The 25,886-nt window shown below is 68.7% G+C and carries 28 protein-coding genes; 11 read left to right on the forward strand and 17 right to left on the reverse strand.

Annotated elements, in window-relative coordinates:
- Positions 1-98: 98 nt before the first annotated feature.
- Positions 99-509 carry a CoA-binding protein gene (locus ACYVLV_RS01655; RefSeq protein WP_460807178.1) on the forward strand — a complete coding sequence of 137 codons (411 nt, stop codon included), beginning with the start codon at positions 99-101 and terminating at the stop codon, positions 507-509.
- A 6-nt stretch (positions 510-515) separates the two neighbouring features.
- On the forward strand, positions 516-959 hold the full coding sequence (gene arfB / locus ACYVLV_RS01660) for an alternative ribosome rescue aminoacyl-tRNA hydrolase ArfB (protein WP_460807179.1): 444 nt from the start codon (positions 516-518) through the stop codon (positions 957-959).
- On the opposite strand, the gene ACYVLV_RS01665 is transcribed toward arfB, so the two are convergent.
- The 7 genes from ACYVLV_RS01665 to ACYVLV_RS01695 all read right to left on the reverse strand — a co-directional run bounded on the left by ACYVLV_RS01665 (position 917) and on the right by ACYVLV_RS01695 (position 6,707).
- Complete coding sequence (locus ACYVLV_RS01665) at positions 917-2,140, reverse strand: heparan-alpha-glucosaminide N-acetyltransferase domain-containing protein (RefSeq protein ID WP_460807181.1); 1,224 nt, start codon at positions 2,138-2,140, stop codon at positions 917-919. The two genes, arfB and ACYVLV_RS01665, sit on opposite strands and share 43 nt — an antisense overlap.
- Complete coding sequence (gene purE / locus ACYVLV_RS01670; RefSeq protein WP_460807182.1) at positions 2,112-2,654, reverse strand: 5-(carboxyamino)imidazole ribonucleotide mutase; 543 nt, start codon at positions 2,652-2,654, stop codon at positions 2,112-2,114. The genes ACYVLV_RS01665 and purE overlap by 29 nt, the downstream gene beginning before the upstream one ends.
- Entirely contained in the window at positions 2,651-3,886 is a 1,236-nt protein-coding gene (locus ACYVLV_RS01675) for a 5-(carboxyamino)imidazole ribonucleotide synthase (protein WP_460807185.1), read from the reverse strand. Before ACYVLV_RS01675 ends, purE begins: the two co-directional genes overlap by 4 nt.
- A 44-nt stretch (positions 3,887-3,930) precedes the next feature.
- Positions 3,931-4,266: a winged helix-turn-helix domain-containing protein gene (locus ACYVLV_RS01680; RefSeq protein ID WP_460807187.1), complete on the reverse strand. Its 336-nt coding sequence runs from the start codon at positions 4,264-4,266 to the stop codon at positions 3,931-3,933.
- 100 nt (positions 4,267-4,366) lie between these two features.
- The gene (locus ACYVLV_RS01685; RefSeq protein WP_460807189.1) at positions 4,367-5,347 is read right to left on the reverse strand and encodes an adenylate/guanylate cyclase domain-containing protein; all 981 of its coding nucleotides are present in this window, start codon (positions 5,345-5,347) and stop codon (positions 4,367-4,369) included.
- Positions 5,334-5,840, reverse strand: a complete 507-nt coding sequence (locus ACYVLV_RS01690) for a PH domain-containing protein (protein ID WP_460807190.1) — start codon at positions 5,838-5,840, stop codon at positions 5,334-5,336. Before ACYVLV_RS01690 ends, ACYVLV_RS01685 begins: the two co-directional genes overlap by 14 nt.
- 12 nt (positions 5,841-5,852) lie before the next feature.
- Positions 5,853-6,707, reverse strand: a complete 855-nt coding sequence (locus ACYVLV_RS01695) for a biotin--[acetyl-CoA-carboxylase] ligase (RefSeq protein ID WP_460807192.1) — start codon at positions 6,705-6,707, stop codon at positions 5,853-5,855.
- A gap of 42 nt (positions 6,708-6,749) precedes the next feature.
- Between ACYVLV_RS01695 and ACYVLV_RS01700 the strand changes: the two genes are divergently transcribed.
- Complete coding sequence (locus ACYVLV_RS01700) at positions 6,750-8,369, forward strand: acyl-CoA carboxylase subunit beta (protein WP_460807194.1); 1,620 nt, start codon at positions 6,750-6,752, stop codon at positions 8,367-8,369.
- Between the two features lie 29 nt (positions 8,370-8,398).
- Complete coding sequence (locus ACYVLV_RS01705; protein WP_460807195.1) at positions 8,399-8,644, forward strand: acyl-CoA carboxylase subunit epsilon; 246 nt, start codon at positions 8,399-8,401, stop codon at positions 8,642-8,644.
- Here the strand turns inward: ACYVLV_RS01705 and ACYVLV_RS01710 are convergent.
- From ACYVLV_RS01710 to ACYVLV_RS01720, 3 genes are read right to left on the reverse strand one after another with little or no spacing between them, the layout of a single operon-like run.
- A complete protein-coding gene (locus ACYVLV_RS01710; RefSeq protein WP_460807197.1) occupies positions 8,641-10,095 on the reverse strand; it encodes a hypothetical protein in 1,455 nt (484 codons plus the stop codon). The two genes, ACYVLV_RS01705 and ACYVLV_RS01710, sit on opposite strands and share 4 nt — an antisense overlap.
- Positions 10,096-10,100: 5 nt before the next feature.
- Entirely contained in the window at positions 10,101-10,640 is a 540-nt protein-coding gene (locus ACYVLV_RS01715) for a hypothetical protein (RefSeq protein ID WP_460807198.1), read from the reverse strand.
- 19 nt (positions 10,641-10,659) lie between these two features.
- Entirely contained in the window at positions 10,660-11,223 is a 564-nt protein-coding gene (locus tag ACYVLV_RS01720) for a sugar O-acetyltransferase (RefSeq protein ID WP_460807199.1), read from the reverse strand.
- Positions 11,224-11,313: 90 nt separating this feature from the next.
- Between ACYVLV_RS01720 and ACYVLV_RS01725 the strand changes: the two genes are divergently transcribed.
- Entirely contained in the window at positions 11,314-13,023 is a 1,710-nt protein-coding gene (locus ACYVLV_RS01725) for a DUF885 domain-containing protein (protein ID WP_460807200.1), read from the forward strand.
- A gap of 17 nt (positions 13,024-13,040) precedes the next feature.
- Here the strand turns inward: ACYVLV_RS01725 and ACYVLV_RS01730 are convergent, their stop codons facing one another.
- From ACYVLV_RS01730 to ACYVLV_RS01740, 3 genes are all read right to left on the reverse strand, one after another.
- Positions 13,041-15,224, reverse strand: a complete 2,184-nt coding sequence (locus ACYVLV_RS01730) for an MMPL family transporter (protein ID WP_460807202.1) — start codon at positions 15,222-15,224, stop codon at positions 13,041-13,043.
- Positions 15,225-15,336: 112 nt separating this feature from the next.
- Positions 15,337-16,710 carry an MBL fold metallo-hydrolase gene (locus ACYVLV_RS01735; RefSeq protein ID WP_460807204.1) on the reverse strand — a complete coding sequence of 458 codons (1,374 nt, stop codon included), beginning with the start codon at positions 16,708-16,710 and terminating at the stop codon, positions 15,337-15,339.
- A complete protein-coding gene (locus ACYVLV_RS01740) occupies positions 16,707-17,024 on the reverse strand; it encodes a rhodanese-like domain-containing protein (RefSeq protein ID WP_460807205.1) in 318 nt (105 codons plus the stop codon). The genes ACYVLV_RS01735 and ACYVLV_RS01740 overlap by 4 nt, the downstream gene beginning before the upstream one ends.
- Positions 17,025-17,168: 144 nt before the next feature.
- On the opposite strand from ACYVLV_RS01740, the gene ACYVLV_RS01745 reads away from it, so the two are divergent.
- Genes ACYVLV_RS01745 through ACYVLV_RS01760 form a run of 4 tightly spaced genes read left to right on the forward strand, consistent with a single transcriptional unit; the run spans position 17,169 to position 19,727 of the window.
- Positions 17,169-17,588, forward strand: coding sequence for a DUF302 domain-containing protein (locus ACYVLV_RS01745; protein ID WP_460807207.1), 420 nt, complete (start codon positions 17,169-17,171; stop codon positions 17,586-17,588).
- Positions 17,585-17,851 (forward strand): metal-sensitive transcriptional regulator, encoded by a 267-nt coding sequence (locus ACYVLV_RS01750; RefSeq protein ID WP_460807208.1) that lies wholly within the window; start codon positions 17,585-17,587, stop codon positions 17,849-17,851. The genes ACYVLV_RS01745 and ACYVLV_RS01750 overlap by 4 nt, the downstream gene beginning before the upstream one ends.
- Before the next feature lie 41 nt (positions 17,852-17,892).
- On the forward strand, positions 17,893-18,519 hold the full coding sequence (locus tag ACYVLV_RS01755) for a Maf family protein (RefSeq protein ID WP_460807209.1): 627 nt from the start codon (positions 17,893-17,895) through the stop codon (positions 18,517-18,519).
- Positions 18,516-19,727 carry an MFS transporter gene (locus ACYVLV_RS01760; RefSeq protein ID WP_460807211.1) on the forward strand — a complete coding sequence of 404 codons (1,212 nt, stop codon included), beginning with the start codon at positions 18,516-18,518 and terminating at the stop codon, positions 19,725-19,727. The genes ACYVLV_RS01755 and ACYVLV_RS01760 overlap by 4 nt, the downstream gene beginning before the upstream one ends.
- Here the strand turns inward: ACYVLV_RS01760 and ACYVLV_RS01765 are convergent.
- The 4 genes from ACYVLV_RS01765 to ACYVLV_RS01780 form a co-directional block, all read right to left on the reverse strand.
- Positions 19,715-20,212, reverse strand: a complete 498-nt coding sequence (locus ACYVLV_RS01765; RefSeq protein WP_460807212.1) for a GtrA family protein — start codon at positions 20,210-20,212, stop codon at positions 19,715-19,717. The genes ACYVLV_RS01760 and ACYVLV_RS01765 overlap by 13 nt on opposite strands.
- Before the next feature lie 53 nt (positions 20,213-20,265).
- Positions 20,266-21,438: an acyl-CoA dehydrogenase family protein gene (locus tag ACYVLV_RS01770; RefSeq protein ID WP_460807213.1), complete on the reverse strand. Its 1,173-nt coding sequence runs from the start codon at positions 21,436-21,438 to the stop codon at positions 20,266-20,268.
- Between the two features lie 62 nt (positions 21,439-21,500).
- Positions 21,501-22,511: a DUF695 domain-containing protein gene (locus tag ACYVLV_RS01775; protein WP_460807214.1), complete on the reverse strand. Its 1,011-nt coding sequence runs from the start codon at positions 22,509-22,511 to the stop codon at positions 21,501-21,503.
- Positions 22,511-23,188, reverse strand: a complete 678-nt coding sequence (locus ACYVLV_RS01780; protein WP_460807215.1) for a hypothetical protein — start codon at positions 23,186-23,188, stop codon at positions 22,511-22,513. The genes ACYVLV_RS01775 and ACYVLV_RS01780 overlap by 1 nt, the downstream gene beginning before the upstream one ends.
- Positions 23,189-23,304: 116 nt before the next feature.
- Here ACYVLV_RS01780 and ACYVLV_RS01785 point away from each other — a divergent pair, with 116 nt between their 5' ends.
- Both ACYVLV_RS01785 and ACYVLV_RS01790 read left to right on the forward strand, forming a co-directional pair.
- Complete coding sequence (locus ACYVLV_RS01785; RefSeq protein ID WP_460807216.1) at positions 23,305-25,092, forward strand: acetyl/propionyl/methylcrotonyl-CoA carboxylase subunit alpha; 1,788 nt, start codon at positions 23,305-23,307, stop codon at positions 25,090-25,092.
- 124 nt (positions 25,093-25,216) lie between these two features.
- On the forward strand, positions 25,217-25,882 hold the full coding sequence (locus ACYVLV_RS01790) for a DUF7450 family protein (RefSeq protein WP_460807218.1): 666 nt from the start codon (positions 25,217-25,219) through the stop codon (positions 25,880-25,882).
- The last annotated feature ends 4 nt before the right edge of the window (positions 25,883-25,886 follow it).

A 25,886-nucleotide genomic window follows, 5' to 3' on the forward strand; every position in this document is an offset into this window, starting at 1 on the left:
TTCGGCGGTCACGACGTAGAGGCCGTACCCGCGAGCAGAGGCAGGTATGCGCCGGTCTCCCCGAAAGTTTTCCGCCGACCCCGTTCTAGGATGCGACCATGACTTCCTGGCAGGACCCCGAGGCCGTGCGCCTCATGCTCGACGACTGCGAGACCTGGGCGGTGGTCGGTCTCTCCGGGGATCCGTCCAAGACGGCGTACTCCATCGCCTCGCTGCTGCAGTCCCGCGGCAAGCGCATCGTGCCCATCCACCCCTCGGCGCCCGTGGTGCTGGGCGAGCAGGGATACGCCACGTTGGCCGAGGTCCCCTTCCCTGTCGACGTGGTCGACGTGTTCCGCCGCTCCGATGCCGCCGGGGAGTTCGCCGATCAGGCGGTGTCCATCGGCGCGCGGGGGGTCTGGCTCCAGCTCGGTGTCATCGATGAGGCCGCCTTCGAACGCGTCACGTCCACCGGCCTGCCGATGGTGATGGACACGTGTCCCGCGATCGAATGGCGCAAGCGATCGTGACCTGAGGTGGGCGGACCAGGGACAGACCTCAGCGTCAACTCCGGACCGGGACTCCCCGGAGGTCTCACGATCCCCGCGGGCGAGCTCACCGAACGCTTCTCCCGCTCCTCCGGCCCAGGCGGGCAGTCGGTCAACACCACCGACAGTCGGGTCGAACTCGAGTACGACGTGTCCACCAGCACCGCCCTGACCGACACCCAACGGGCCAGGCTCACCGGGGCCGCCGGTTCCCCCATCGTGATGGTCGCCTCCGAGCACCGCTCCCAGCACCGCAACCGCGTCGCGGCCCGCGAACGCCTGGCCGCTCGCATCCGCGAGGGACTGGCGCCTCCCCCGCCGACCCGTCGCGCAACAAGGCCCAGCCGCGGGGCCAAGGAACGGCGGCTGAAGGCGAAGAAGGAACGGGGTCAGACCAAGTCGTTGCGGTCCCGGCCCGACGCCTCGAGCTGAACCCATCCCCGAACCCGGTCGGCGAACCAGCCGGCGGCCACCTCCATCGGGCCCCTCAGCCGCGCCGCGACGAACAGCGCTCCGAGGGCGAAGACGACCAGCACGTGGGAGCGGAACGCCGCCGGACCGTTGTCCGAGGGCCACACCTCCTCCGTGCGCATCACCACGTGCAGTGAGTAGAGCGTCAACGTCATGGTCCCGGCACCGAACACCACCGCGACGAACCGTTCCCCGAAACCGCGCAGTGCTCCGACCACCAGCAGACACGCGCCGATCACGGCCAAGGCGCAGCCACCGGTCTGCACGAGGTCGAACGGCGTGGCGCTGTGCGGCGCTACCACCAGCAGCCAGGACCACGACCCCTCAGGGGTGACCCCGAAGAGTCCACCGGAGATCTCGTCCAGGACGTCTCCCGGCGGGATCCCCAGCTCCAGCCCGAGGGCGCGGCGTACGTCGTCCGGTGCGGTGAGCAGACGTGAGGCGGCCGTGGCGACGACGGCGAGACCCGTCCCGATCAGGATCAGCGCCCCCTGCGTCGACCGTCGGTGCAGGGGCAGCCGTCCGATGCCCATCCCCACGAGCACGTAGGTCAGCCACGGCACGACCGGGTAGTAGCCGGTGAACGCGAGCTCGCTGAGCAGCCGCGCGGGATCGACGAGCTGGGTCCAGGCCGGACTGTCGAAGCCGCGTTCGGGCAGCCCGGGCCGGACCACCTGGGAGAGCACGGGCGCGGCCAGCGCCCACACCCCCGCGGCGATGAACAACCCTCGGGAGCCGAGCCCCACGAAAGGCAGGGCCAGCAGGAACAACAACCCGTAGTACGTCAGGATCACCGCCAGCCCCGAGTCCAGCAGTCCCAGAGTCAGACCGATCGCGGCGATGAACAACGCCCGGGTGGCCAACCCCACGCTCCGTGCCACTCGTTCGCTGCCGTGGAACGGGTGTCGACGCCCGGTCAGCAGGGCCAGACTCACCCCCGCGAGCACGGCGAACAGGGCCGAGGCCCGTCCACTGGCAATCATGTGCGACAGGCTCAGCGAACCGTCGCTGGTGCGTTCGGCCAAGGTGTGGGTGGCCACCATCCCGAGCAGGGCGATGGCCCGGGCGACGTCGATCCCGACCAGGCGGCCAGGGGCCCGACCTGTGGTCGGCTCAGAAGCCGAGGCGCTGCGTTCCGGCATCGCTGCGGACTGCCGCTCCCTTGGCGTGGGCGGTGCGCTTGAGCTCGGTCTGGAAGTCCACGATCCTGCGCTGCAGGTCGGGGTCGGTCGCGGCGAGGATCCGCACGGCCAGCAGGCCCGCGTTGCGGGCGTTGCCGATCGAGACCGTCGCGACCGGCACTCCGGCCGGCATCTGCACGATGGACAGCAAGGAGTCCATTCCGTCGAGGTACTTCAACGGCACCGGTACGCCGATCACGGGCAACGGGGTGACCGCGGCCAGCATCCCGGGAAGATGAGCGGCGCCACCGGCACCGGCGATGATCACCGACAACCCCCGGCCCGCAGCCTCCTCGCCGTAGGCCAGCATCTCGTGGGGCATCCGGTGGGCGGATACCACGTCGGCCTCGTAGGCGATGTCGAACTCCTCCAGCGCGGTCGCAGCATCCTTCATGACCGGCCAGTCCGAGTCCGACCCCATGACGATGCCTACGCGGGGCTGAGCCGTGGCTGAACTGGTGGCTGGGTTGCTCATTCGCTCTCGTTTCCTAGGTCGCCGCGGAACCAGGCAGCGGCGTGGCGGGCTCGTTCGAGGCAGTCCTCGAGGTCGTCCCCGTAGGTGTTGACGTGTCCGACCTTGCGACCCGGACGCGGTTCCTTGCCGTAGAGGTGCACCCGCAATCGGGGGTCGCGGGCCAGGGCATGAGGGTAGCCGTCGTACAACCGTCCGACCTCCCCGTCCGGCCCGTCCGGCCCGTCCGGCCCGCCCGACCCGTCGGGGCCGCCGAGAATATTGACCATCACCGTCCACGGCGCTCGCGCGGTCGGGTCGCCCAGGGGCAGGTCGAGGACGGCCCGCAGGTGGTTCTCGAACTGCGAGGTCACCGCCCCGTCCTGGGTCCAGTGGCCGGTGTTGTGCGGGCGCATGGCCAACTCGTTGATCAGGATGTCGCTGCCGTGCGGCCCTGTGGTCTCGAACAGCTCCACCGCCAGGATCCCGACAACGTCGAGCTCTCCCGCGATCCGCAGCGCGATCTCCTGGGCCCGGTTGGCCAGTTCGGGATCCAGGTCGGGCGCGGGGGCCACGACCTCGTGACAGATCCCGTCCAGCTGGGTCGAGGCCACCACGGGGTACGCCGCGGCCTGGCCGCTGGGCGAGCGCGCCACCAACGCCGACAGCTCACGGGTGAAGGCGACACGTTCCTCGGCCAGCAGCGCCACCCCGGTCTCGCGTGCCGCTGCCAGCGCGTCGGCGGCCTCGGCCGCGGTCGCAACGAACCACACCCCCTTGCCGTCGTAGCCACCACGGGTGGTCTTCAGCACGCACGGCAGTCCGAACTGCTCTACCTCTTCCACCGACTCCACCAGGGCGTGACGGGGGCAGGGCAGCCCGAGCTCGGTGAGCCGTTGACGCATCCGCCCCTTGTCCTGGGCGAAGATCAGCGCCTCGGGTCCCGGCCGCACGGCCACCCCATCACCGGCCAGGGCGTGCAGGTGCTCGGTCGGCACGTGCTCGTGATCGAAGGTGACCGCCACGCACCCGGCCGTGATCGAGCGCAGATCCTCCAACCGGGTGTGGTCCCCGACGATCTGATCCACGATCACCTGGGCCGCACTGACCCCGGGGCCCTCGGCCAGCAGGCGCAGCGGCACTCCCAGGGCGATGGCGGGTTGCGCCATCATCCGGGCCAGTTGGCCCCCACCGATGACGGCGAGGGCAGGGGCATGCGGATGCGTGGGATGGGGCGACGGCGGCGTAGACGACACACGCGAAGAGTAGTGACTCCTCGGGCGCGGTCGGGCGTCGGCGGCTACTCCGAGATGGCCCGCTCGATGCGGGCTCCGGCGGTACTCCGCTCGAACCGGAGGCCCTGACCACGGATCGTGGTGATCAGCGCAGGGTGGCGTGGGTCGTCACCCAACTTGCGGCGTACCCATCCCAGGTGCACGTCGATGGTCTTCGACGAGGTGAAGAAGGTGGTCTTCCACACCTCCGCCATCAACCGGTCCCGGGTCACGACCTCTCCCGCGTTGGCCACCAACACGTGGAGCAGGTCGAACTCCTTGCGGGACAGGACGACCTCCTTGTCGGCTCGCCATACGCGACGAATTTTTGGGTCAAGGAACACGTCTTGGGCCTGCAGCACCGTCTCACCGTAGGCAACGAACCCGGGGTCACAGTCAGATTTCTTCCGCAACCCTCGAACTGGCCCGATCGGGCTAGACCGGAAGGACGCCGGTAAGGGGTCAGTGCCGGCGTACGGCGACCGGCTCGACGAGCCCGAACCCGCGCACGGGACGCGCGGGGAGCCGCCTGGTCTCGAACTGGTCGGCGGGCAGCAGATCCGCGGTCGTCTGGTCGATGATGATCCGGTTGCGTCGGGCCACCGCGGTGAGTCTGGCCGCCATGTTCACCGGAGGGCCGAAGACGTCACCCAGACGCGTCGCCACCGATCCGGTCGCCAGTCCCAGGCGTACGTCCGGCATCCGCTGGTCGCGACCGATGACCTTGATGATGCCCTCGGCGGTGTCGTAGGCCGCCACCGCGTCCTCGTTCACGAAGAGCACCGAATCCCCGATGCTCTTGATCACCCGGCCGCGGTGCGCGGCGACCACATCGGCACACCGGGACTCGAAGATCTCGACCATGTCCCCGATCCGGTCGCGGGTCATCTCGTTGGACAACGCGGTGAAACCGACGATGTCGGCGAAGCCGATGCTGACCTGGCTGGTCAGCAGACCCTCCTCGGTGTCTCCCAGCACCTCGATGCGGGCCACCGCAGCCGCCAGGTGGCGCCGCCAGACGTACAGGAGCAACTCCTGGAACGGCGTCTCGAGCTCCCGGATGAGCTGCCGACCGAGCTCGACCCGCCCGGGACCGTCGGGGTCCTCCGCCGCCACCCGCTCCACCCGGTGAACCAGTTCGCCGACCTCCCAGTCGGCGAGCCGCGCCATCGTCTGGCCCATCGCCCGGGTCACGTTGACCGCCGTGTCGAAGTCGAGCAGACCCCCGTCGACGGATTGCACGAGCGTCGAGAGCGCCTGCAGGTCACCGTCGGTGAAGGCCCTCTCGGTGTCGTGCTCGGGGAATCCGAGGGCTCGCCAGAGACGGCGGGTCTCCGCGAGAGTCACCCCGGCCTCGGCAGCCACCTCTGCGGCGGTATGCGCCATCGACTCCCCCAAGATGGCTTGGGAGAGCGATTCGCTGGGCGGGTCAGTGTCCTTCATCGAGGTTGGACGCCCCACCGTGGAGTTCGTGAAGCAGGACGTTCAGCTTCCGCTGGGTCTCCTCGACCCGGGGAATGTCGTGGAGGAACACCTGCCCGTGGGTGCTGGCGTCACTGATGACCAGGGTTCCGCACCCGAGCATCCGGTCGATCAGCCCCAGTTCGTAGGCCACATCGCTGATCCGGCTCAACGGGATGTCGTGCCCGCGGCGGGTGATGATGCCGTTGCGCGTGATCAACCGTCGGTTGGTGAAGGCGTAACTCGAGGTCAGCCACTCCAGGAACGGCCAGAGGGAGAACCACAGGACGCCGACCGCCAGGACGCCCCAGATCACCAGGACCGCGGTCCCGTTGTCGATGCGGGTCTGGAGGAACACCCCGATCGCCAGTAGCAACAGCAGGACCAGGAACGGCCCGATCAGGGCCTTGGGGTGGGTGCGGGTGTTGACCACGAGGTGTTCGCCCTCGTTCAGCACCTTCGGTGAGATCGCCACGAATCAATCATGTCACTGATCGGTACGACGCGGGCGGACGTGGACCACGTCGCCGGCGCCGACCCGGTGTTCGGTCTCGCCACTCGGCCCTGCCCCCGGCCCCGGGCTGCGGACCACCAGGGCCCCGGTGGGATCCACGGCGGTGGCCCGACCCGTCAGCACCGATCCGTCGGGTAGGTCGACCCGGACGTCCTGACCGACGGTGACGCAGGCCTGCGCGTAGGTCGACGCGAAGCCCGCGGCCCCGGTCTCCCCGCCGGCCTGCCAGTCGGCGTACGTCCGCAGGATCTGGGTCAGGAGCGCGGCCAGAACGTCGGTACGGTCCGGTGCACCACCCCGCGAACAAGACTCCAAGGACAGCGCCGTCGCGGTCTCGACCGGCAGTTCCTCGGGGGTCAGGTGGACATTCAGTCCGACCCCGACGACCGCGGCCGGACCCTGAGGGGTGTCGATCCGTTCCACCAGGATGCCGGCGACCTTGCGACCCTCGATCAGGACGTCGTTGGGCCACTTCACGCCGGAGGCGTAGCCCGCGGCCTGCAGGGCCCGGTCCACGGCGTACCCGGCGAGAAGGGGCAGCCAGGGCCAGGCCGACGCGGACACGGACGGCCGGAGCAGCAGGGAGAAGGTCAGGCCGCTGGCCGCCGGGGTCTCCCAGCGTCGGTCCAACCGGCCGCGTCCCGCGGTCTGGTGCTCGGCCACGACGACCGAACCCTCGGCCACACCGTCGCGCGCACGCTGGGCGAGTAGGGCGTTCGTGGAGGCCGCTTCGGCCACGATCTCCACCGCGAGGTCGGGCGTTCCGGTCAGCAGTGTCAGCAGTCGGTCGTTGTCGAGGGGTGGGCGCAGGGTCGGGTCCGAGTTCACGGGCACTAGATTGTCCTACGAACGCTTAGGAGGCCACCACCAGTGACGGCAGCGAGTATCCCCGAGGGCACCGAAGTCCCTTCGGACATCGACATCCACACGACCGCCGGCAAGCTCGCCGACCTCGACCGACGCATCGACGAGGCCGTGCATGCGGGCTCGGAGAAGGCGATCGAGAAGCAGCACGCGAAGGGTCGCCAGACCGCGCGGGAGCGGATCGAGCAGCTCTTCGACGACGGCACGTTCGTGGAACTCGACGAGTTGGCCCGCCACCGGTCCACCTCCTTCGGATTAGCGGACAAGCGCCCCTACGGCGACGGCGTGATCACCGGTTACGGCGAGATCGACGGCCGGATGACCTGCGTGTTCAGCCAGGACTTCACCGTCTTCGGTGGATCGCTCGGCGAGGTCTACGGCGAGAAGATCACCAAGGTGATGGACCTCGCGATCAAGACCGGTTGTCCCATCATCGGGATCAACGAGGGCGCCGGCGCCCGGATCCAAGAGGGTGTGGTGTCGCTGGGTCTCTACGGTGAGATCTTCAAGCGCAACGTGCACGCCTCCGGGGTCATCCCGCAGATCTCCATGATCATGGGCTCCTGCGCCGGCGGGCACGTCTACTCCCCCGCGGTCACCGACTTCACGATCATGGTCGACCAGACCTCCCACATGTTCATCACCGGACCCGACGTCATCAAGACGGTCACCGGCGAGGACGTCTCGATGGAGGAGTTGGGTGGCGCGCGCACCCACAACACCAAGTCCGGTAACGCCCACTACATGGGCACCGACGAGGACGACGCGATCGAGTACGTCAAGGCGCTGCTGTCCTACCTGCCGCAGAACAACCTCGACGAGGTCCCCTCCTACGACGAGGTGGCCGACCTGGACGTCACCGACCTCGACCGGGCGCTGGACACCATCATCCCGGACTCGCCGAACCAGCCCTACGACATGCACGACGTGATCACCGCGGTCCTCGACGACGAGGAGTTCCTCGAGGTCATGGAGATGTTCGCGCCGAACATCATCATCGGCTACGGCCGGGTCGAGGGTCGCTCGGTCGGCATCGTGGCCAACCAGCCGATGCAGTTCGCCGGCACGTTGGACATCGACGCCTCGGAGAAGGCCGCCCGCTTCGTGCGGACCTGCGACGCCTTCAACATCCCGGTCATCACCTTCGTCGACGTGCCCGGCTTCCTGCCCGGCACCGACCAGGAGTGGAACGGCATCATCCGTCGCGGTGCAAAGCTCATCTATGCCTACGCCGAGGCCACCGTCCCGCTGATCACCTGCATCACCCGCAAGGGCTACGGCGGCGCCTACGTCGTGATGGGGTCCAAGCACCTCGGCGCGGACATCAACGTCGCCTGGCCCACCGCCTCGGTCGCCGTCATGGGTGCCCAGGGTGCGGTGAACATCCTCTACCGCAAGGAGATCGCCGAGGCCGAGGAGGCCGGGAACCTCGAGGAGAAGCGCGCCGAACTCATCACCGAGTACGACGACCACCTCGCCAACCCCTACCTCGCAGCCGAGCGCGGCTACCTCGACGCGGTGATCCCGCCGCACGAGACCCGCGCCGAGATTGTTCGCTCCTTGCGCCTGCTCCGCTCCAAGCGGGAGACCCTGCCGGCCAAGAAGCATGGAAACATTCCTCTCTAACCGACCATCGGTCGACGAAGGAGACCTCGATGGTCGGAACGAATAACAGCGCGAGCGAAGCGAGCACGGAGCCGTCCGCGCCGCTACTGCGGGTCGTCAAGGGCGACGCCACCCCCGAGGAGATCGCGGCCCTGGTGGCCGTAGTCGCCTCGTTGGGTGGCGGCGAGGACACCACCCCGCGGCGTACTCCCGAATGGTCGCGGCCCGAGCGCCGGATGCGGGCAACGCATGCCCAGGGCCCCGGCGGCTGGCGCGGTAGCGGCCTACCCCGCTAGGGCGCCAGCCCGAGGCCCAGGACGCTCACGAGCACCACGCCGAAACCGACGGCGAGGGCGATCTCGATGCCTCGGAACGCGGTGGACCTCCCGTCCCACGAGGGCGCGGGATCCGGATCTTGGCGACCCTCCCACCACCACACGGCGGCGAAGGCCATCACCGGGGCGAAGATCGGCCAGTAGCGCGATGATCCGACGTGCACGAACGGCTGGACGAGGAACGCCAGGGCGGCCAGTTTGAACAACACCGACCGCAGTCGGCGGTCCAGTCCGGCGTCGCGGCGGCTGACCGTGAGCATGAAGACCAGCGTCAGCATCAGCAACGGGTAGTACAGCGCCGCCGTACCCGCATCGATGGCCAGTGCACCGGCGTCCAGGTCGGAGTCGACCCCGCGGAACTGTTGTTCGTACCCCGGAGCCCGCAGCAGGTAGCGGTTGAGATTCATCGATACGTCGTCAGCGTAGCTGCGCGGGGTGACGGGGCCGGCCAGGGCGTAGTCAGCCATCTCGGCCTGGATCTCGACCTCGCTGCGCCCGGTCGCTCGAGCGACCTCACGGGAGTAACGGAGGGGCGCGAACCAGATCGACGAGCCCCGGTCGCAGGGGCCGTAGCAGAGCCGCTCCCGGTCACCGAAGGTGTTGGCCAACGACACCGGCAGTGTCGTGGTCGTCAGCACCCGCGTCTCCAGGGTCCGTGAGGCCGCGATCGACCAGGGCGCGAGGACGCCGACCACCACGGCTGCGGCCACAGCCAGGGACACCAGGGATCGCTTCCTGGCCCGACCGGACAGCAGGATCACGGCCCCGAGGATCAACAGGACGAACAGTCCGGCGACCAACGGCTTGGCGCTGGAGCGGAAGTACAGGGTCCCGATCAAAAGCAGCCCGACGACCACGCCGTCCCGGATGGTCAGGGCCCGACCATCCAGGAAGGCCCGACCGTGCACGACCACGTGAGCGATGAGCACTGCCGCCAAGAGGCCGGCCGGGAGGTCGCCCCAGGAGCCGAACGAGAAGAGCACCCACATGGGCACCAGACCGGGGAAGACGAGCAACGCGAGGGCGTACCGCTCCCCCAGCAGCCGACCCACCGATCGGGCCGCCCAGAGCAGGAGCAGCGAGGAGAGGACCGACAGATAGACCCGGACCAGGGTGTCTCCCGCGTCGGGAACGACCAGGAACAGGGGGGTGAGCAGGAGCGAGGTCCCGGGCATGAACCAACCGCTGGCGACCACGTTGCGTTGGAGCTCAACGGCGTCAGGGGTCTGCAGCGTCGCGAGATCGCGCACGAGGTTCGACAGGGCCCGGGCCCCGTCGACGTACTGCGCCTCGTCCCCGATCGGTCCCACCCCGACGATCCGGGGCAGGAGGGCGAGCGTCATCAGGATGTGCCCGGCGAAGAGGGCTGCGAACGGGTGGTGACGCACCCATCGCATCGCCGACCTCACCATCGCCCTCACCATCGTTTGGTCTGCACGGGGTTGTCACAGGCGGTGCGCATCTCGGGGGTCAAGGTGTCCGCAGGGAGATCCACCAGCCAAGACCCACGAACCACCTGGCCCTCGGAACCCTCGAAGTCCGTCGCCGCCACACCGAGGAGGCCGTAGTCGTCGCGTTCGAACCACTGGGTCACCGCCTGGTCCGCACCCGACGGAGGCGGTACGTCGACGAAGCCTGCCTCGAAGAGGGTCAACTCCAGGGCCCGCAGCACGTTCGCGGCGTCGGTGAGGTCGAAGTGCAGGTCGAGGCGACGGATCTCTCGTCCGCCCGGGTCGGTGATCATCCGATCCGCCCGCAGTTGGTGGTCGAAGATCAACTCGACCTCAGGGGGCAGCGGATTGCAGGCTCCGGCGAGCGCGGCCGAGGGAATCACCGGCCGATAGGACCCGACGGGGACGGCGCGCCCGGTCTGCGTGCTCACCGCGACCAGGGCGGCGACGAGGCCGAGGAACAGCACGGCGAGGGCCCAGCGACGCAGCGGGTTGGCTCGGGACACGGGCCGAGGGTAGTCGGGATCAGAGCTGGCGGATCACCCGAGCCGGAGAACCGACCGCCAGGACCCCGGCGGGCAGATCACGAGTCACCACCGCGCCGGCGCCCACCACCGTGTCGGAACCGATGCTGACCCCCGGACACACGATCACACCGCCGCCCAGCCAGACGTTGTCGCCGATGGTGATCGGCTCCGCCGCCTCCCACTTGGCCCGGCGCGGCTCGGGCTCCAGCGGGTGGGTCGCGGTGAGCAGTTGCACCCCGGGACCGATCTGCACGTCGTCCCCGATCCGCACCCGTGCGACGTCGACGAGGATCAGCCCCCAGTTCACGAAGCACCGGGCCCCGACGGTCGTCTGGTACCCGTAGTCACACCTCAGCGGGGGACGGATCTCGCTGCCCTCCCCGAAGGCGCCCAGGAGCTCCAGCAGGAGCAGGCGACGGGCGTCGTGGTGAGTCGGATCCAGGGAGTTCAGCCGGTGCGTGAGCTGCTGCGCCCGGTCGGAGTCCTCAGCGATCTCGGGATCGTCCGCCAGGTAGAGCTCCCCCGCCAACATCTTGTCTCGCATGGTCGTCTCGTCAGGCATCCCTCGACGGTATCCCCGTATCGAGCGGATCAACAGGAAGGAGGTCTGGCGGGCACCGGGAGGGCGCCAGGAAACATCTAGGCTGGTGGCGTGACCACCAATCCCCTCCCCGCGGGCGCCCCGCGGCCCGTCGACGCCGCCAGCGAGGACTACCTCGTCCGCTCGTGCGCACTGGACCCGATCGCCGCGACGTACTACGGCATCGCGGGCCACGAGAACGAGATCACCGACTACTCCCCCGACGGTTTCGCGGCCCGGGAGGAACTCGCGCGCTCGGCGTACGACGCGGTCAGGGCGGCCACGCCCGTCGACGACCGCGAGCGGGTCGCCCAGGACGCCTTCCTCGAACGCATCGGCCTCGACCTGGAGACCACCCAGGCCGGTCTGGGTCGCAGCCAGCTGAGCGTCATCGGGAGCGGGCTGCACGAGTACCGCGAGGTGTTCGACCTGATGGCGACCGACACCGAGGAGGACTGGGCCGCGATCGACGCCCGACTCGCAGCCATCCCGCGTGGACTGGCCGGCTACCGCATCACCCTGGACGAGGAAGCCACGGCCGGACGGGTCGTGGCCCGCCGGCAGTACGCCGAGGTCGCCGAGCAGGTTCGGAACTGGACCGGGCAGGTCGGCCGGGGCGGCAACTTCTTCACCCGACTCGCCGCCGGGGGGCCCGGTGGGTTACCGGCGTCCCTGCGCACCAGCCTGGCGCAGCATGCCGAGGCCGCGAGCGCGGCGTACGCCGAGTTCGGCACCTTCCTGGCCACCGATCTCGCGCCTCGTGGCCGGGAGGTGGAGGCGGTCGGCCGCGAGCACTATGTCCTGGCCTCACGCCAGTTCCTCGGCGCGACCATCGACCTGGAGGAGACCTACGCCTGGGGGTGGGAGGAGTTGCACCGGATAGCGGCGGACATGAAGCTCACCGCCCACCGGATCCTGCCGCTGTCCACGGTGTCCGAGGCGGTCGCTCATCTCGACGCCGACCCCGCGCGGAGCCTGCCCGACAAGGAATCGTTCCGCGACTGGATGCAGGAACTCGCCGACCGCACGCTGGCCGAACTCGCCGACGTCCACTTCGACATTCCCGAGGAGATCCGGCGCATCGAGTGCTGTCTGGCGCCCACCAACGACGGAGGCATCTACTACACCGGCCCCTCGGAGGACTTCACCCGGCCGGGCCGGATGTGGTGGTCGGTGCCCGACGACGTCACCACGTTCAGCCCTTGGCGCGAGGTCACCACGGTCTTCCACGAGGGAGTCCCCGGCCATCACCTGCAGGTCGGTCAGACCGCGGTGCGCTCGGAGAGCCTGAACCGGTGGCAGCGGCTGGCGTGCTGGGTCAGTGGTCACGGTGAGGGGTGGGCGTTGTACGCCGAGCGCCTGATGGACGATCTGGGCTACCTCGAGGACCCCGCGGACCGGCTCGGCATGCTGGACGCCCAGTCGTTCCGCGCCGCCCGGGTCATCGTCGACATCGGCATGCACCTCGAGCTGGAGATCCCCACCGACAACCCGTTCGGTTTCGCCCCCGGTCAGAGGTGGACACCGGCGCTGGGACGCGAGTTCATGGGCCAGCACTGCCAGATGGACGACTCGTTCATCGACTTCGAGGTCAAGCGCTACCTCGGCTGGCCGGGCCAGGCTCCCTCCTACAAGGTGGGCGAGCGGATCTGGCTGGAGGCCCGGGACGCAGCTCGAGCGCGACACGGTTCGGCCTTCGACCTCAAGGCGTTCCACCGTGCCGCGCTCGATCTCGGTTCACTGGGTCTCGACCCGTTGCGCGTGGCGCTGGCCGAGGTCTAACCGGTCCTGCTCGTCACCTACCCGTGAGCGAAGGTGATGTTGGGAAGCACCCGCTTGAGCCAGGCAGGGCTCCACCAGGCTGCGTCGCCAGTCAATCGCAAGATGACCGGCAGCAGGATCAGGCGGACCAGGAAGGCGTCCAGCAGGACCGCGATCCCGAGGATGATGCCCATCTCCTTGGGCGGCAGCGGGCCGGAGAGGGCGAAGGTGAAGAACACCGCCACCATCACCGCGCCGGCGGCGAAGATCACCCGACCGGAGTGAGCCAGGGCGCCGACCATCGCCTCGTGGGCGTCACCGGTGCGCTCGTAGTGCTCCTTGGCCGAGGCCAACAGGAACACCGTGTAGTCCATCGCGATGGCGAAGATCATCGCGAAGAAGAACACCGGGGCCCACGCGTCGAGGAAGCCCTGGGACTCGAAACGGAAGAACCCGGAGCCGTAACCCTCCTGGAAGACCAGACGCGCTACACCGAACGCCGCGGCGGTGGACAGCAGGCTGGCCAGCGTCCCCAGCAGCGAGATGAGCGGGGCCTGCAGGGCGACCAACAGCAACACGAACCCGAGGATCAGGATCACGCCGATGACCAGTGGGGTCGAGTCGTCCAGCTGGGTCTTGAGGTCGAGGTTCTCCACCGCGGCACCACCGACGAGCGCGGAGGTGGGTAGGTCATCGCGCAGGCGATCGACGGTGGCCGACAACTCGGGATCCGAGGGGTCGACGGTCGGTGTGGCCTGGATCAGGACATCACCGGAACCGTCGGAGGCCGGCTGGGGCGGCGTGGAACCGGCGATCCCGGAGTCGGCTCCCAGTAGTACGGCGGTCATGGGCGCGTCCTGCTCGGAGACCACGATCTGGAGTGTGCCCGGGGCGCCCTCACCGAAGGCGTCCTGGACCTGGTTGTAGCCGACCCGGGCGCTGGCGTCCTCGGGGAGGACCTTGATCGAGGGCATCGCGGTGCTCAGTCCCAGAACGGGGATGGCCAGGACCACGAGCACGACCGTGGAGGCGGTACCGAAGATGATCGGGTGCTTCCACAACCGCTCACCCCAGGCCGCGAACCGGGCGGATCGGTGGTCGGAGGTCGAGACCCACGGGAGCGCGAACTTGTTGATCTTGTGGTCGAGTTTGAACAACACGAGCGGCAGGAGCGTCAGTGTCGCCGCCAGGATGAACACGACCGCGAGCATGATGCCGCCGGCCATCGACCGGAAGGAGGGCGAGGGGACGAGCATCACCGCGGACAGCGAGATCAGCACGGTGACTCCGGACAGGAGCACCGCCTTGCCCGCGGTGTCCATCGTCTCGGCGATCGCCTCCCGAGCGGAGGCTTTCTGTCCCATCCGTGATGCCCGGTAGCGCACCACCAAGAAGAGCGCGTAGTCGATCCCGAGCGCGAGGGCGAACATCATGGCGAAGTTCATCGCCCAGATCGAGACCGGCACCAGGCTGTTGATCAGCACCAGCGAACCGGCGGAGGCAACCAGCCCGGCCAGGGTGAGCAAGAGGGGCAGACCAGCGGCGACCAGGGCACCGAAGGCCAACACCAGGATCAGCATGGTCACCGGCCAGGACAACATCTCCGACTTCAGCATGGCGTCGAGGTTGGCTTCGTTGAAGTCGGACCACAGCAGCGAGGCACCGGTGGGGTTGACCTCCACCCCGTCGGTCGCCAGATCCTGCAAGGGACCCTTGAGGTCGTCCGCAGCACGCACCATCTCGTTGGTGTCCTCGCCTGCTCCCGCGAGCAGCACCGCGGTGGTGCCGTCCTCACTCAGCGTGATCCCGGGCTGAGGTTGCATCACCTGCGAGATGCGGGAGTCCTCTTCGAGCAGCGCCGTGGCCTTCGCCAGGACCTGCGCGCCCTCACCCTCGGCCAACGACCCGTCGGTGCTGCGCACGACGACCTGGATCGCGGAAGAGGCGTTGCCCCCGAAGCGGCTCTCGGCCGCCTCGCGCACCGCGACGGACTCGGACCCGTCGGCCTGCCATCCGGCGCCGGAGAGCTCGGACTCCACCCGGGGGGCGAAGATGCCGAGTCCGACGACCAGGACGACCCAGAAGATCGCGGTCAGTTTGCGGTGATCGATCACCGCCATGCCGAGCCGGCCCAATGGGCCGGCCTTCGGTCCTTCGGGGGTCTCATCAGGGGTCTCGTCGGCTGGCTGCAACCGATCGGGACGAGAGGTGGTCGTGGTCATGTGGGAGCTCCTGTGACGTGGTTCAGGCCGCTCGAGCGCGCTCGAGTACGACGGGGGGCAGCGTCGGTCTGGGGGTTGGCTAAGGGGTGGGACCGGTCAGGTCGGGCGAGTCTCAGGCGTCGGGTCCGACGAGGTTGAGGCCGACCTTTTCGGCGTTCTCGAAGGAGTCGTCGATCGCGACGAGTTTGCGTCCGGCCGCGTCGAGGACCGAGGCGGCGACCGAGGCGCGGTAGCCGCTGGCGCAGTGGACCCAGACCTCGCCGGCCGGAACCTCGGAGACCCGTTGGGGCAACTCGTGCAACGGCACGTTGACCGCGCCGTCGATCCGCGCCGAGTCGTGCTCGTCGGCACGTCGTACGTCGAGGACCACCACCTCACGGTGGTGACGCACCTGAGCCAGTTCCGCGAAGGTGGCGACGGGGAAGGAGGACTGCTCGTCGGCCCACTGCTCGGGACCACCCGTGGCGTGCGCCGCGGGACGGTCGATTCCGATCCGGACCAGTTCGCGTTGAGCCGTGGACACCTCGTCGGCGGTTTCGCCCAACAGGGTCACCGGGGTGCCCCACTCGATCAACCAACCGAGGTAGGTCGCGAAGGGCCCCTCGAGTCCGAAGTTCAGGCTGCCCGGGGCGTGGCCGGCTGCGAATGCGGTCCGGTTGCGCAGGTCGACGACCCATTCCCCGGCCTCGATACGGCGACGAAGCTCCGCAGCGTCCGCCTCCTGGGGAAGGGACAGATCGGGCTCGGTGGGGCCGGCAGCGTTGCCGACACCCATGTGCACGTAGTACGTCGGCCAGGGGCCGAGACCCTCGAGGAGGTCGCGGACGTAGGTCTCCTCGTCGTCGGTCAGTGCCGCGTTGTTCTTGCGCTCCTGACCGATGGAGGAGTCGGTGGCATCGGACTGGGTCGCCGCACAGAAGGAACCGAACCCGTGGGTGGGGTAGACCTCGGTCGCGTCGGGCAGTTCCTCGGCCAACCGGTGGGCCGACGCGTGCTGCTTGCGGGCCAGGGTCTCGGTGTTCTCCTCCCCGAGCAGGTCGGGACGACCGGTCGCGCCGTACAGCAGGGAGCCGCCGGTGAAGACCGCGACGGACTCCTCGCCGTCGCTGAGGGCGTAGGAGAGGTGGGTGAAGGTGTGACCCGGGGTCAGCAGCGCGCGCAGGCGCATCCGCTCACCGATCTCGAGGGTCTCACCGTCGGAGATCGGGGTGCGTTCGAAGGAAACCTCGTCCTCGCCGTTGACCAGGTACGCCGCGCCGGTGGCCTCGGCCAAGGCCAGACCCCCGGTCAGGTAGTCGTTGTGGATGTGGGTCTCCAGCACGTGGGTGAGCTTCACCCCGTCGGCTTCGAGCACCTCCAGGATGCGATCGATGTCGCGCTGGGGGTCGATCACGAACGCGACGCTTCCGTCGTGGACGAGGTAGGTGCGGTCGCCCAGGCTCGGGGTCTCGATCACGCGAATCGTGAGGTCGGTGGTGTGCGTCATGCCGTGGCTCCGCTCTCGGTCGGGTGACCGGCGTTGATCCAGGCCTTGGTGCCGCCAGCGACGTTGGTGGCGTCGAAGCCGGCGCCGATGAGGACATCGGTCATCGCGGACGAGCGGTTGCCCGAGGCGCAGATGACGTAGACGGGGACATCGCGGTCGGCGTCGGACAGGGCGTCGGGGAGTCGACCCATCGGGACGCTGCGAGCGCCGGGCACGTGGGCCTCGGCGAACTCGCTGGGTTCACGCACGTCGACCAGAAAGGTCTCTTCCTGCTGGAGCTTGGTGGCCAATTGGTCAATACTGATCTCTGGCATTCCTAGATCCTTTCGTCGTTCCGGAGCATGTCGTAACCCCCCTAGGGGATATGACGGAAACGTAGCACATCCCCCAGGGGGGTTGTATAGTTCGCGGCACAGCGCCCTCAGCAAGCGACGGCGCACCCAACGGAAGGCGGGACCATGAGCGACTTCACCCTCCAGACCACCGTCCAACTCCCCTACGCGGAAACGGTCGAGGCCGTGCGCAACCAGCTCAGCGAAGTCGGCTTCGGCGTCCTGACCGAGATCGACCTGAAGGCCACGCTGAAGGAGAAGCTCGACGAGGACATCGCCCCGCAGATCATCCTGGGCGCCTGCCGACCGCAGCTTGCCCACCAGGCCATGCTGGCCGACCCGTCGGTCGCGGCCCTGCTGCCGTGCAACGTCGTCGTACGCTCCCTGGACGAGTCGACCACCATGGTGGAGGCCTTCGACCCCGCCGCGCTGGTCAGCTTCGGGGGCGGAGCCAACGATGCCGTGCAAGCGGTGGCCGACGACGCCCGCGAGCGACTCACCGCGGCCCTGGCCGCCCTCACCGCACCGGAAGGAGCATCCTCATGATGCCTCTGGAACCCGCCGAGATGAAGGCGATCATCACGCGCATGAAGCGCGCCAACGGACATCTCGCCAGCGTCATCCGCATGATGGAGGAGGGTTCGGACTGCGAGGCCGTGCTCACCCAACTGGCCGCCGTCAACAAGGCGCTCTCCCGGGCCGGCTACGCGATCGTGGCCACGGGCATGGAGAACTGCATCGCCGAGGGCGATGGGATCGACTCCGAGCGTCGCAAGAAGATGGAGAAGCTGTTCCTGGCCCTGGCCTGACCCTGCGGTGAGCGTTTCAGGCCGCACGAGAGGATAGGCGGGTGTCCACAGCGCCCGGTCCATCCACACTCTCCCTCGTTCTGGCCTCGGCCTCCCCCGCCCGCCTGGCGACGTTGCGCTCGGCGGGCATCGAGCCCACCGTGATCGTGTCGGGGGTCGATGAGTCCCAGGTCGAGGACCTGCCGCCCGCCGACCTCGCCCTGCGTCTGGCCCAGATGAAGTGCGCTGCGGTCGCCGCAAGGGACGACGCGCCGAGGACCGGGTTGGTCCTCGGCTGCGACTCCGTTCTCGAGTTGGACGGCCAGGCCCTGGGCAAGCCCGAGGACGGCCAGGACGCCGTCCGCCGCTGGCGGTCGATGCGCGGGCGCAGTGGGGTCCTGCACTCAGGACACTCTCTGCGCGACGCGGTCAGCGGTCGCGAGGCGGCGGCAACCGCCTCGACCACCGTCCACTTCGCCGACGTCACCGACGCCGAGATCGAGGCGTACGTCGCCACCGGGGAACCCCTCCACGTAGCGGGGGCCTTCACCGTCGACGGTCTCGGCGGAGCCTTCATCACCGGCATCGAGGGTGACTTCCACAATGTGGTCGGGGTCAGCCTCCCTCTCCTGCGGCGCTTGGTCACCGACCTCGGTCACGCTTGGACCGACCTCTGGGCACCTCGTTGAGGAACCGCACCGCGCAGGCGGCCACCATCCCCATCCCCGGGGAGATCAAGGTGTTGGTCGCCGCCGCCTTCGTCATCGCCATCGGATTCGGCCTGGTCTCCCCCGTACTGCCGGCCTACGCCCGCAGCTTCGACGTCGGCGTCGCCGCAGCCTCGGTCATCGTGTCCGCCTTCGCCTTCTTCCGGCTGGTCTTCGCCCCCGCCGGGGGCGCGCTGGTCTCCCGGCTCGGTGAACGCCCGGTCTACCTCGGTGGGCTGCTGATCGTGGCCGCCTCCTCGCTGGCCACCGCGTTCGCCGACTCCTACGTGCAGTTGTTGATCTTTCGCGGACTCGGCGGCATCGGATCGACGATGTTCACCGTCTCGGCGATGGCCCTACTGGTCCGGCTGGCTCCGCCCACCATCCGCGGCCGCGTCTCGTCGGCCTACGCCAGTTCCTTTCTGATCGGCGGCATGATCGGCCCGGTGCTGGGTGGCCTCCTGGGCTCGCTGGGCCTGCGCGTCCCGTTCATCGTGTACGCCGTCGCCCTGGTCATCGCTGCCGCCAGTGTGGCGATGAGGCTCAGCGGCGCCTCTCTGCGGCCGCCCACGGACCGCGAGCCCCCCACGCCGATGCGTCTGCGCGAGGCACTGGACCACTCCGCCTACCGGGCGGCCCTGGCTTCGGCCTTCGCCAACGGCTGGTGCAACTTCGGGGTGCGAGTGGCGGTCATCCCGCAGTTCGCCATCACCGTCTACGACCGCACCTGGGTCGCCGGCCTGGCGCTCGCGGTCGCCGCGGTCGGCACCGCCCTCTCACTTCAGGTCGCCGGTCGTCTGGCCGACACCGTGGGGCGCAAACCCCTGGTCCTGGCCGGGCTGGTCGTGACCGCCGTCGGTTTGGGCCTGCTGGGGTTCAGCAGCAACCTGGTCCTGCTGCTGGTGCTGTCAGCGGTCTCCGGGTTGGGAGCGGGATTGCTCAACCCCGCCCAGCAGGCGACGGTCGCCGACGTCATCGGCTCCGAACGCAGCGGTGGCCACGTCCTGGCGACCTTCCAGATGGCTCAGGACTCCGGTGCGATCGTCGGACCGATCCTGATCGGGGTGATCGCCGACCAGGTCGGATTCGGGTGGGCCTTCGCCGCCACGGCCCTGGTGAGCCTGTTGGCCCTACTGCCCTGGCTGGTGGCCGAGGAGACCCTGGTGGTGGCAGAGCCTCATTCCACGTGAGTGGGCCGAGGCGCCTTGAGCATCTCGTCCAGCACGAGCACGCTGCGGGGCGACCGGAACACGAACCGGCGGAACAGGTAGAACCGGGCCCCGAAGCCCAGCGAGAGACCCACGACGTTGGCGGCGATGTTGTCGGCCACCGGACCCTCGAGCATGAGGACGTCGCGGGTGAACATCAAACACGCCACCGGTAGGGACATGGTGGCGATGTTGATGATCAGGTACGCCGTGCGCCCACCGTCGGCGTGCACCGCGATCCGGTCGCGAAAGGCCCAACTCCGGCTGCCGCGATAGCTCACCGCCATGCCCACCGTGTTGGCCAGGACGTAGGCGGTGATGACGTGATCCGAGAGCCACGGGTCGTACATCCCGGCGAAACCATGGACCAACAGGTTGAAGAGAATCAACGCAATCAGGGTCGCCAGACCGCCGACTGCGGTGAACCGGCCGGCCTCGCTGAGGACCCGCCGCCATCTACTACCCACCCTATGAGGCTACCCGGCCCTCGGCGACAGCGTGGGGACGCACCCGATCGGTGCTATTCGACCGGGAGACCGAGACCACGCGCGATGAGCATCCGCTGCACCTCGCTGGTGCCCTCGCCGATCTCGAGAACCTTGGCGTCGCGGTAGAACCGGGTGACGGGGTACTCCTCCATGAAGCCGTAGCCGCCGAAGACCTGGGTGGCGATCCGGGTCGCGGTGACCGCCGACTCGGTGGTATAGACCTTCGCCACCGCGGCGGCCTGCTTGAAGTCCTTCATGGGCGCTCCCGCGTCCTTCATCGCCGCCGCCCGGTAGGTCAGCAGGCGCGAGGCGTGCAGCATGACCTCGAGGTCGGCGATCTGGAAGGCCACGCCCTGCTTGCGGCCGATGGGACCGCCGAAGGTCTGCCGCTCCCCGGCGTAGGCCACCGAGAGGTCGAGGCAGGCCTGGATGCAGCCGGTGCTGAGTGCCGAGATGGCGACCCGACCGTCGTCGAGGGTGGCCAAGAACTGGGCGTAGCCGCGACCCTGGCCGCCGAGTAGGTGGTCGGCGGGGACGTGACAGTCCTCGAAGGTCAGGGCGTGGGTGTCCGAGGCGTGCCAGCCGAGCTTGTCGTAGGGCTTCTCGGCGGTGAAGCCAGGCGTCCCACTCGGCACGATGATGGCCGAGATCTCGGGCTTGCCGTTGTCGCGCTGGCCGGTCTTGGCCGTCACCGACACGCACGAGGTGATGTCTGAGCCGGAGTTCGTGATGAACTGCTTGGCCCCGTTGATGACCCATTCGCCGTTGACGAGTTCGGCCTTGGTGGCGGTGGCGCCCGCGTCGGAGCCGGCGCCGGGCTCGGTCAGACCGAAACCGGATAGCTTCTTGCCGGCCACCAGGTCAGGCAACCAGGTCTGCTTCTGCTCCTCGGTGCCGTAGGCCAGGATCGGGTTGATCCCGAGTCCGACGCCGGCCTGCAGGGTGATCCCCATGGACTGGTCGACCCGGCCCAGCTCCTCGATGGCCACGCAGAGGCTGGTGAAGTCGCCGTCCTCTCCTGCGCCGCCGAACTCCTCGGGCGAGGTCAGTCCGAAGAGCCCGAGCTGGCCCATCTTGTGCACGACGTCGACCGGGAAGTGATGGTCCCGGTCCCACTGCGCGGCGTGCGGCGCGATCTCTGCCTCCGCGAACTCGCGGACGCTGCGACGGAACTCTTCGTGCTCTCGGGACAGCTCATAGGTCATGGAGTCACCATAGCCGGTTGGTTAGCGTTTGTTAACCACCAAATCGCGGGTCATTCGCAGGGTCAGGTCCGCAGGTGTTGCACGGCCGCCCAGGCCGGGTCGGCCTGGGCTGTCACCTCGACCCCGCCCCCCACTCCGTCGCCGCCCGACCACCCGGCGACTGCGGTCTCCAGCATCGGAGTGGCCGGAGTCTGAGCGTCGACGTAGAAGTGCAGCTCCCGTACCCCGTCGGTGGTCTCGTGGGCCACGAGTCGACCGGAGGCGGCCAGCCGCTCGGTGAGGTGGTCCTCCAGGTCGCGCAACGCCTCCAACGTCTCGGGGGCGGGTAGACCCGCGTCCGTGCGGTCGGCAAAGGGGATCCGCACCGACACGTGCTGGTCCAGGTGCGGTGCCACGGCCGAGGCCAACGGCACGCTGGCCGCCGCCATCACCGGGCCCGGCCCGGTCTCCGGGCGCAGGAGCACCCACGAGGCGCGACCGTCGGTCAGGTTCTCCTGCGCCAACTCATCGATCAACCTGCGCAACTCCTCCAGCGACACGCCGCCCTCGGGCCGGTCGGGCGCGACCTCGACACTCCACAGCCAGGTCTCGACCTCGAGCTCCCCCAGCGCGGCGTCCAACGCGATGAACGCCACCGATTTGTCGGAATCGGCCGCAGGATCGGAGAACAACCGGTGATGCACCGTCACGTTGTAGTGGTTGCCCACGCGGGTGGCACCGACGACCACGTCGCCGAGCGACAACTCCTCACCGTTCATGCTCAGAGCGAGGTCATCGAGACTTCCCACCCGTTGCCGGGCATCGGCGTACTCCCAGGTGTCGGTGGTGGGCGGCGCGCCCAGGAGCCAGCGCCGGGCGATCGCGCGCTTCTCGGGATTGCCCTCGGCGGTCACCACCAGTTGGTGCCGCGCCCCGAGTCCTGGGGCCAACTCCCAGACCAGCGCCTCGTCGACGGCGCGTACGTGCTCGGTGAGGCGGTCCGACCATCCCTCAACGGTGCCGTTGCCGATCGATGCGTCGATCTGCTCGGCGGACGCAGCCCACCACGTCCAGAAGTCCACAGTCGTTCCCATCAGTCGCAGTTGTCGCAGAGTCCGGTGGCCGGGATGGCCATGAAGCAGCGCGGACACACGTTGATCGGACGATCGCTCGCGGCGACGCGACCGGGTTTCGGCTCCGCCTTGGGTGCCGGAGTGCGCTTCTTGGCCGAACCGGTCCCAGAACCGGTCCCAGAACCGGTCGCAGGACTGGTGGCCGCGCGTGGGGCACGGGTACGCCGCACGGGGCCGACCGGCGCAGGCTCTCCCCCGCCCTCCGGGGCGACGCCGGCCCACTGGTGACACTCCAACCGCGCCCGGGCGGCGTACCGCTCCCGCTCCAGCGGAGCATCGATCGGCCCGAAGCCGCGGGTCCGGCGGACCTCGTCGAACCACTCACCCACGCGGCCGTCCTTCTCCGTCACCACCAGGGCGACCAGAGGGGGCTCGTCGTGGTGTTCGCACAGTTGGATGACCGGGTTCAGCAGTTGGGGCATCCACTGTCGTTGGGGACGGCTGGTGCGAATACCGCTGCGCTCCTGCACCCATTCGGCGAGGTGATCGTCGCGGACGACCCCGTGATATTCGTGGGCGGCGTCCCGCAGGATCCCGTGGGCCTCGATCACCCAGGCCTCGAAGGCCAGCGCCCGCGTCGTCGGTTGCCCGTCGGGTTCGCGCCAGAACCCCTTGCGCTCCATGTCGTACTCGCCCACCCCCCGAGCATAGGACCTGCCATCACAACGTCCACGGGGGCGAGGCTGTCGACGACGCACACGCGGCGGGCGATACCCTGCCGCGGAGTCCACCAACGCCGATCAGGAGCCACCACGTGCCCGAAGTCAAGCCGCTGCAGAAGGTCCTCATCGCCAACCGAGGCGAGATCGCTGTCCGGGTCATCCGGGCATGCAAGGACGCGGGAATCCCCAGTGTGGCGGTGTACGCCGAACCGGACCGTGACGCGCTCTTCGTGCGTCTGGCCGACGAGGCCCACTCCCTGGGCGGAGCGACTCCGGCCGACTCCTACCTCGACATCGCGAAGATCATCACCGTCGCGCAGGAGTCCGGCGCCGACTCGATCCACCCCGGCTACGGCTTCCTCGCCGAGAACGCCGACTTCGCCCAGGCCGTCCTCGACGCCGGGCTGATCTGGATCGGGCCTCCCCCGGCGGCCATCACGGCCCTGGGCGACAAGGCCAAGGCCAAGCAGATCGCCCAGAAGGCGCAGGCTCCCCTTGCGCCGGGCACCAAAGAAGCGGTCAAGGACGCCGACGAGGTCGTCGCGTTCGCGAAGGACAACGGTCTGCCGGTCGCGATCAAGGCGGTCTTCGGTGGTGGCGGTCGTGGCCTGAAGGTCGCCCGCACCATGGAGGAGATCCCGGACGCCTTCGAATCCGCCGTCCGCGAAGCGGTGTCGGCCTTCGGTCGGGGCGAGTGCCTGGTCGAGAAGTTCCTGGACCGACCGCGTCACGTGGAGACCCAGTGCCTGGCCGACCAGCACGGCAACGTGGTCGTCATCTCGACCCGCGACTGCTCGCTGCAGCGTCGACACCAGAAGCTGGTCGAGGAGGCGCCCGCGCCGTTCCTGACCGAGGACCAGATCACCCGCCTGTACGAGAGCTCCAAGGCGATCCTGCGCGAGGCGGACTACGTCGGTGCCGGCACGTGTGAGTTCCTCATCGGCCAGGACGGGACGATCTCCTTCCTGGAGGTCAACACCCGCCTGCAGGTCGAGCACTGTGTCTCCGAGGAGGTCACCGGGATCGACCTGGTCCGCGAGATGTTCCGCATCGCCGCCGGCGAGGAGCTGGGGTACGACGACCCCGAGGTCCGCGGCCACTCCATCGAGTTCCGGATCAACGCCGAGGACGGCGGGGCGAACTTCATGCCCGCCCCCGGCACCCTGACCGCCTGGGCCCCGCCGCAGGGCCCCGGGATCCGCGTCGACGGAGGCTACGAGTCCGGGGAGACCATCCCGGGCGCATTCGACTCGCTGATCGCGAAGCTCATCGTCTCCGGCCGGGACCGGACCCAGGCGCTCGAACGCTCGCGCCGCGCCCTGGACGAGTTCGTGGTCGACGGCATGCCCACGGTCATCCCGTTCCACCGCACGGTCGTCGACGACCCGGCGTACGTCGGTGCTTCCACTCCCTCCGGCGAGGGCGAGTTCACCGTCTACACCACCTGGATCGAGACCGACTTCGACAACCAGATCACGCCGTACTCCGGCGCCGCAGGTGAGGCCGACGAGCCCGAGGAACGCCACAGCGTGGTCGTCGAGGTCGGCGGCAAGCGACTCGAGGTCGTGCTGCCCGGTGGTCTCGGTGCGGTCGCTGGCCCAGCGGGTGGTGGAGCCAAGAAGCCCAAGCGGGCCGGCGGGAAGAAGGCCGGCGCTGCGGCGAGCGGCGACTCGGTCACCAGCCCGATGCAGGGCACCATCGTCAAGGTCGTGGTCGAAGAGGGCCAGGAGGTCGCCGAGGGCGACACCATCGTGGTTCTCGAGGCGATGAAGATGGAGCAGCCCCTCAAGGCGCACAAGTCCGGCACCGTGACGGGCCTGGACGCCGAGGTCGGCGTCACGGTCAACAACGGCGCCGTGGTCTGCGAGTTGAAGGACTAGTCCAGGCGGTTCGCGAACCTTTACGCACCCCACCCCCGAGCGTAATGTCCGAGGGACGAAGCCGTCCGGGCTTACCTCGGGACGGATCCGAGGCGGAGCCGTCCATTGCGGAAAGGATGCGCTGATGGACGCGCAATCACTGAGTCTCGATCATTTTGTGTTCTACGAAGTGGATCGTGAGCGCATCGAAGTCAAGGTCGAACTGCAGTGCCAGTTCGACGATGAACCCGAGCCGACCGGGGTCATGAGTCGTCGGCGGTTCGGTGACCGGGTCAAGAAGAACGGCGAGTCGATCTTCAACGACACCCATGCATTGACGTGGTACGACCTGTTCGATCCAGTTCCCGATCCCGATCGCACGGTGATCTACGACGACCAGTTCGGCAAGGAACACAAGATCCAGATCGGCCGTCTCGTCGCCCTGCTGGTGCCCACCAAGTGTCAGGGACGCAAAGCACCCAAAGAGCTGGACCACTACAAGGTCTTCGAGGTCATCAACCCGGAAGCTCCGCAGGATCAGCCGATCGAGGTCAAGGGTGAGTTCCAGAACCTGAACACGACAGTGCGTGCCCAGCGTTACTTCGCGGCACCCGCCGCCAAGTCACACGAGGGTCGCGACTTTCCGATCATGAACGCCGAGGCCCACCTGACCTTCTACCTGGTGGACCCGACCCCGAAGGAACCGGACTACGTCAAGATGAAGGATCAGTTCGGCCGGTTCCGGGTCGCCCTCCACACGGCGCATCTCTTCGCCGTCCCCTGCCTCAAGAGGCATTGGGAAAAGTCCTAGGCAG

This window comes from Nocardioides salsibiostraticola, assembly GCF_054783655.1.

What these genes read in the sequence shown, in the direction of transcription:
- ACYVLV_RS01655 (WP_460807178.1), top strand. Translation starts at nt 99, where the DNA reads ATGACTTCCTGGCAGGACCCCGAGGCCGTGCGCCTCATGCTCGACGAC.
- ACYVLV_RS01665 (WP_460807181.1), bottom strand. Translation starts at nt 2,140, where the DNA reads ATGCCGGAACGCAGCGCCTCGGCTTCTGAGCCGACCACAGGTCGGGCC.
- purE (WP_460807182.1), bottom strand. Translation starts at nt 2,654, where the DNA reads ATGAGCAACCCAGCCACCAGTTCAGCCACGGCTCAGCCCCGCGTAGGC.
- ACYVLV_RS01685 (WP_460807189.1), bottom strand. Translation starts at nt 5,347, where the DNA reads ATGAAGGACACTGACCCGCCCAGCGAATCGCTCTCCCAAGCCATCTTG.
- ACYVLV_RS01705 (WP_460807195.1), top strand. Translation starts at nt 8,399, where the DNA reads ATGGTCGGAACGAATAACAGCGCGAGCGAAGCGAGCACGGAGCCGTCC.
- ACYVLV_RS01710 (WP_460807197.1), bottom strand. Translation starts at nt 10,095, where the DNA reads ATGGTGAGGTCGGCGATGCGATGGGTGCGTCACCACCCGTTCGCAGCC.
- ACYVLV_RS01720 (WP_460807199.1), bottom strand. Translation starts at nt 11,223, where the DNA reads ATGCCTGACGAGACGACCATGCGAGACAAGATGTTGGCGGGGGAGCTC.
- ACYVLV_RS01730 (WP_460807202.1), bottom strand. Translation starts at nt 15,224, where the DNA reads ATGACCACGACCACCTCTCGTCCCGATCGGTTGCAGCCAGCCGACGAG.
- ACYVLV_RS01735 (WP_460807204.1), bottom strand. Translation starts at nt 16,710, where the DNA reads ATGACGCACACCACCGACCTCACGATTCGCGTGATCGAGACCCCGAGC.
- ACYVLV_RS01740 (WP_460807205.1), bottom strand. Translation starts at nt 17,024, where the DNA reads ATGCCAGAGATCAGTATTGACCAATTGGCCACCAAGCTCCAGCAGGAA.
- ACYVLV_RS01745 (WP_460807207.1), top strand. Translation starts at nt 17,169, where the DNA reads ATGAGCGACTTCACCCTCCAGACCACCGTCCAACTCCCCTACGCGGAA.
- ACYVLV_RS01750 (WP_460807208.1), top strand. Translation starts at nt 17,585, where the DNA reads ATGATGCCTCTGGAACCCGCCGAGATGAAGGCGATCATCACGCGCATG.
- ACYVLV_RS01770 (WP_460807213.1), bottom strand. Translation starts at nt 21,438, where the DNA reads ATGACCTATGAGCTGTCCCGAGAGCACGAAGAGTTCCGTCGCAGCGTC.
- ACYVLV_RS01775 (WP_460807214.1), bottom strand. Translation starts at nt 22,511, where the DNA reads ATGGGAACGACTGTGGACTTCTGGACGTGGTGGGCTGCGTCCGCCGAG.
- ACYVLV_RS01790 (WP_460807218.1), top strand. Translation starts at nt 25,217, where the DNA reads ATGGACGCGCAATCACTGAGTCTCGATCATTTTGTGTTCTACGAAGTG.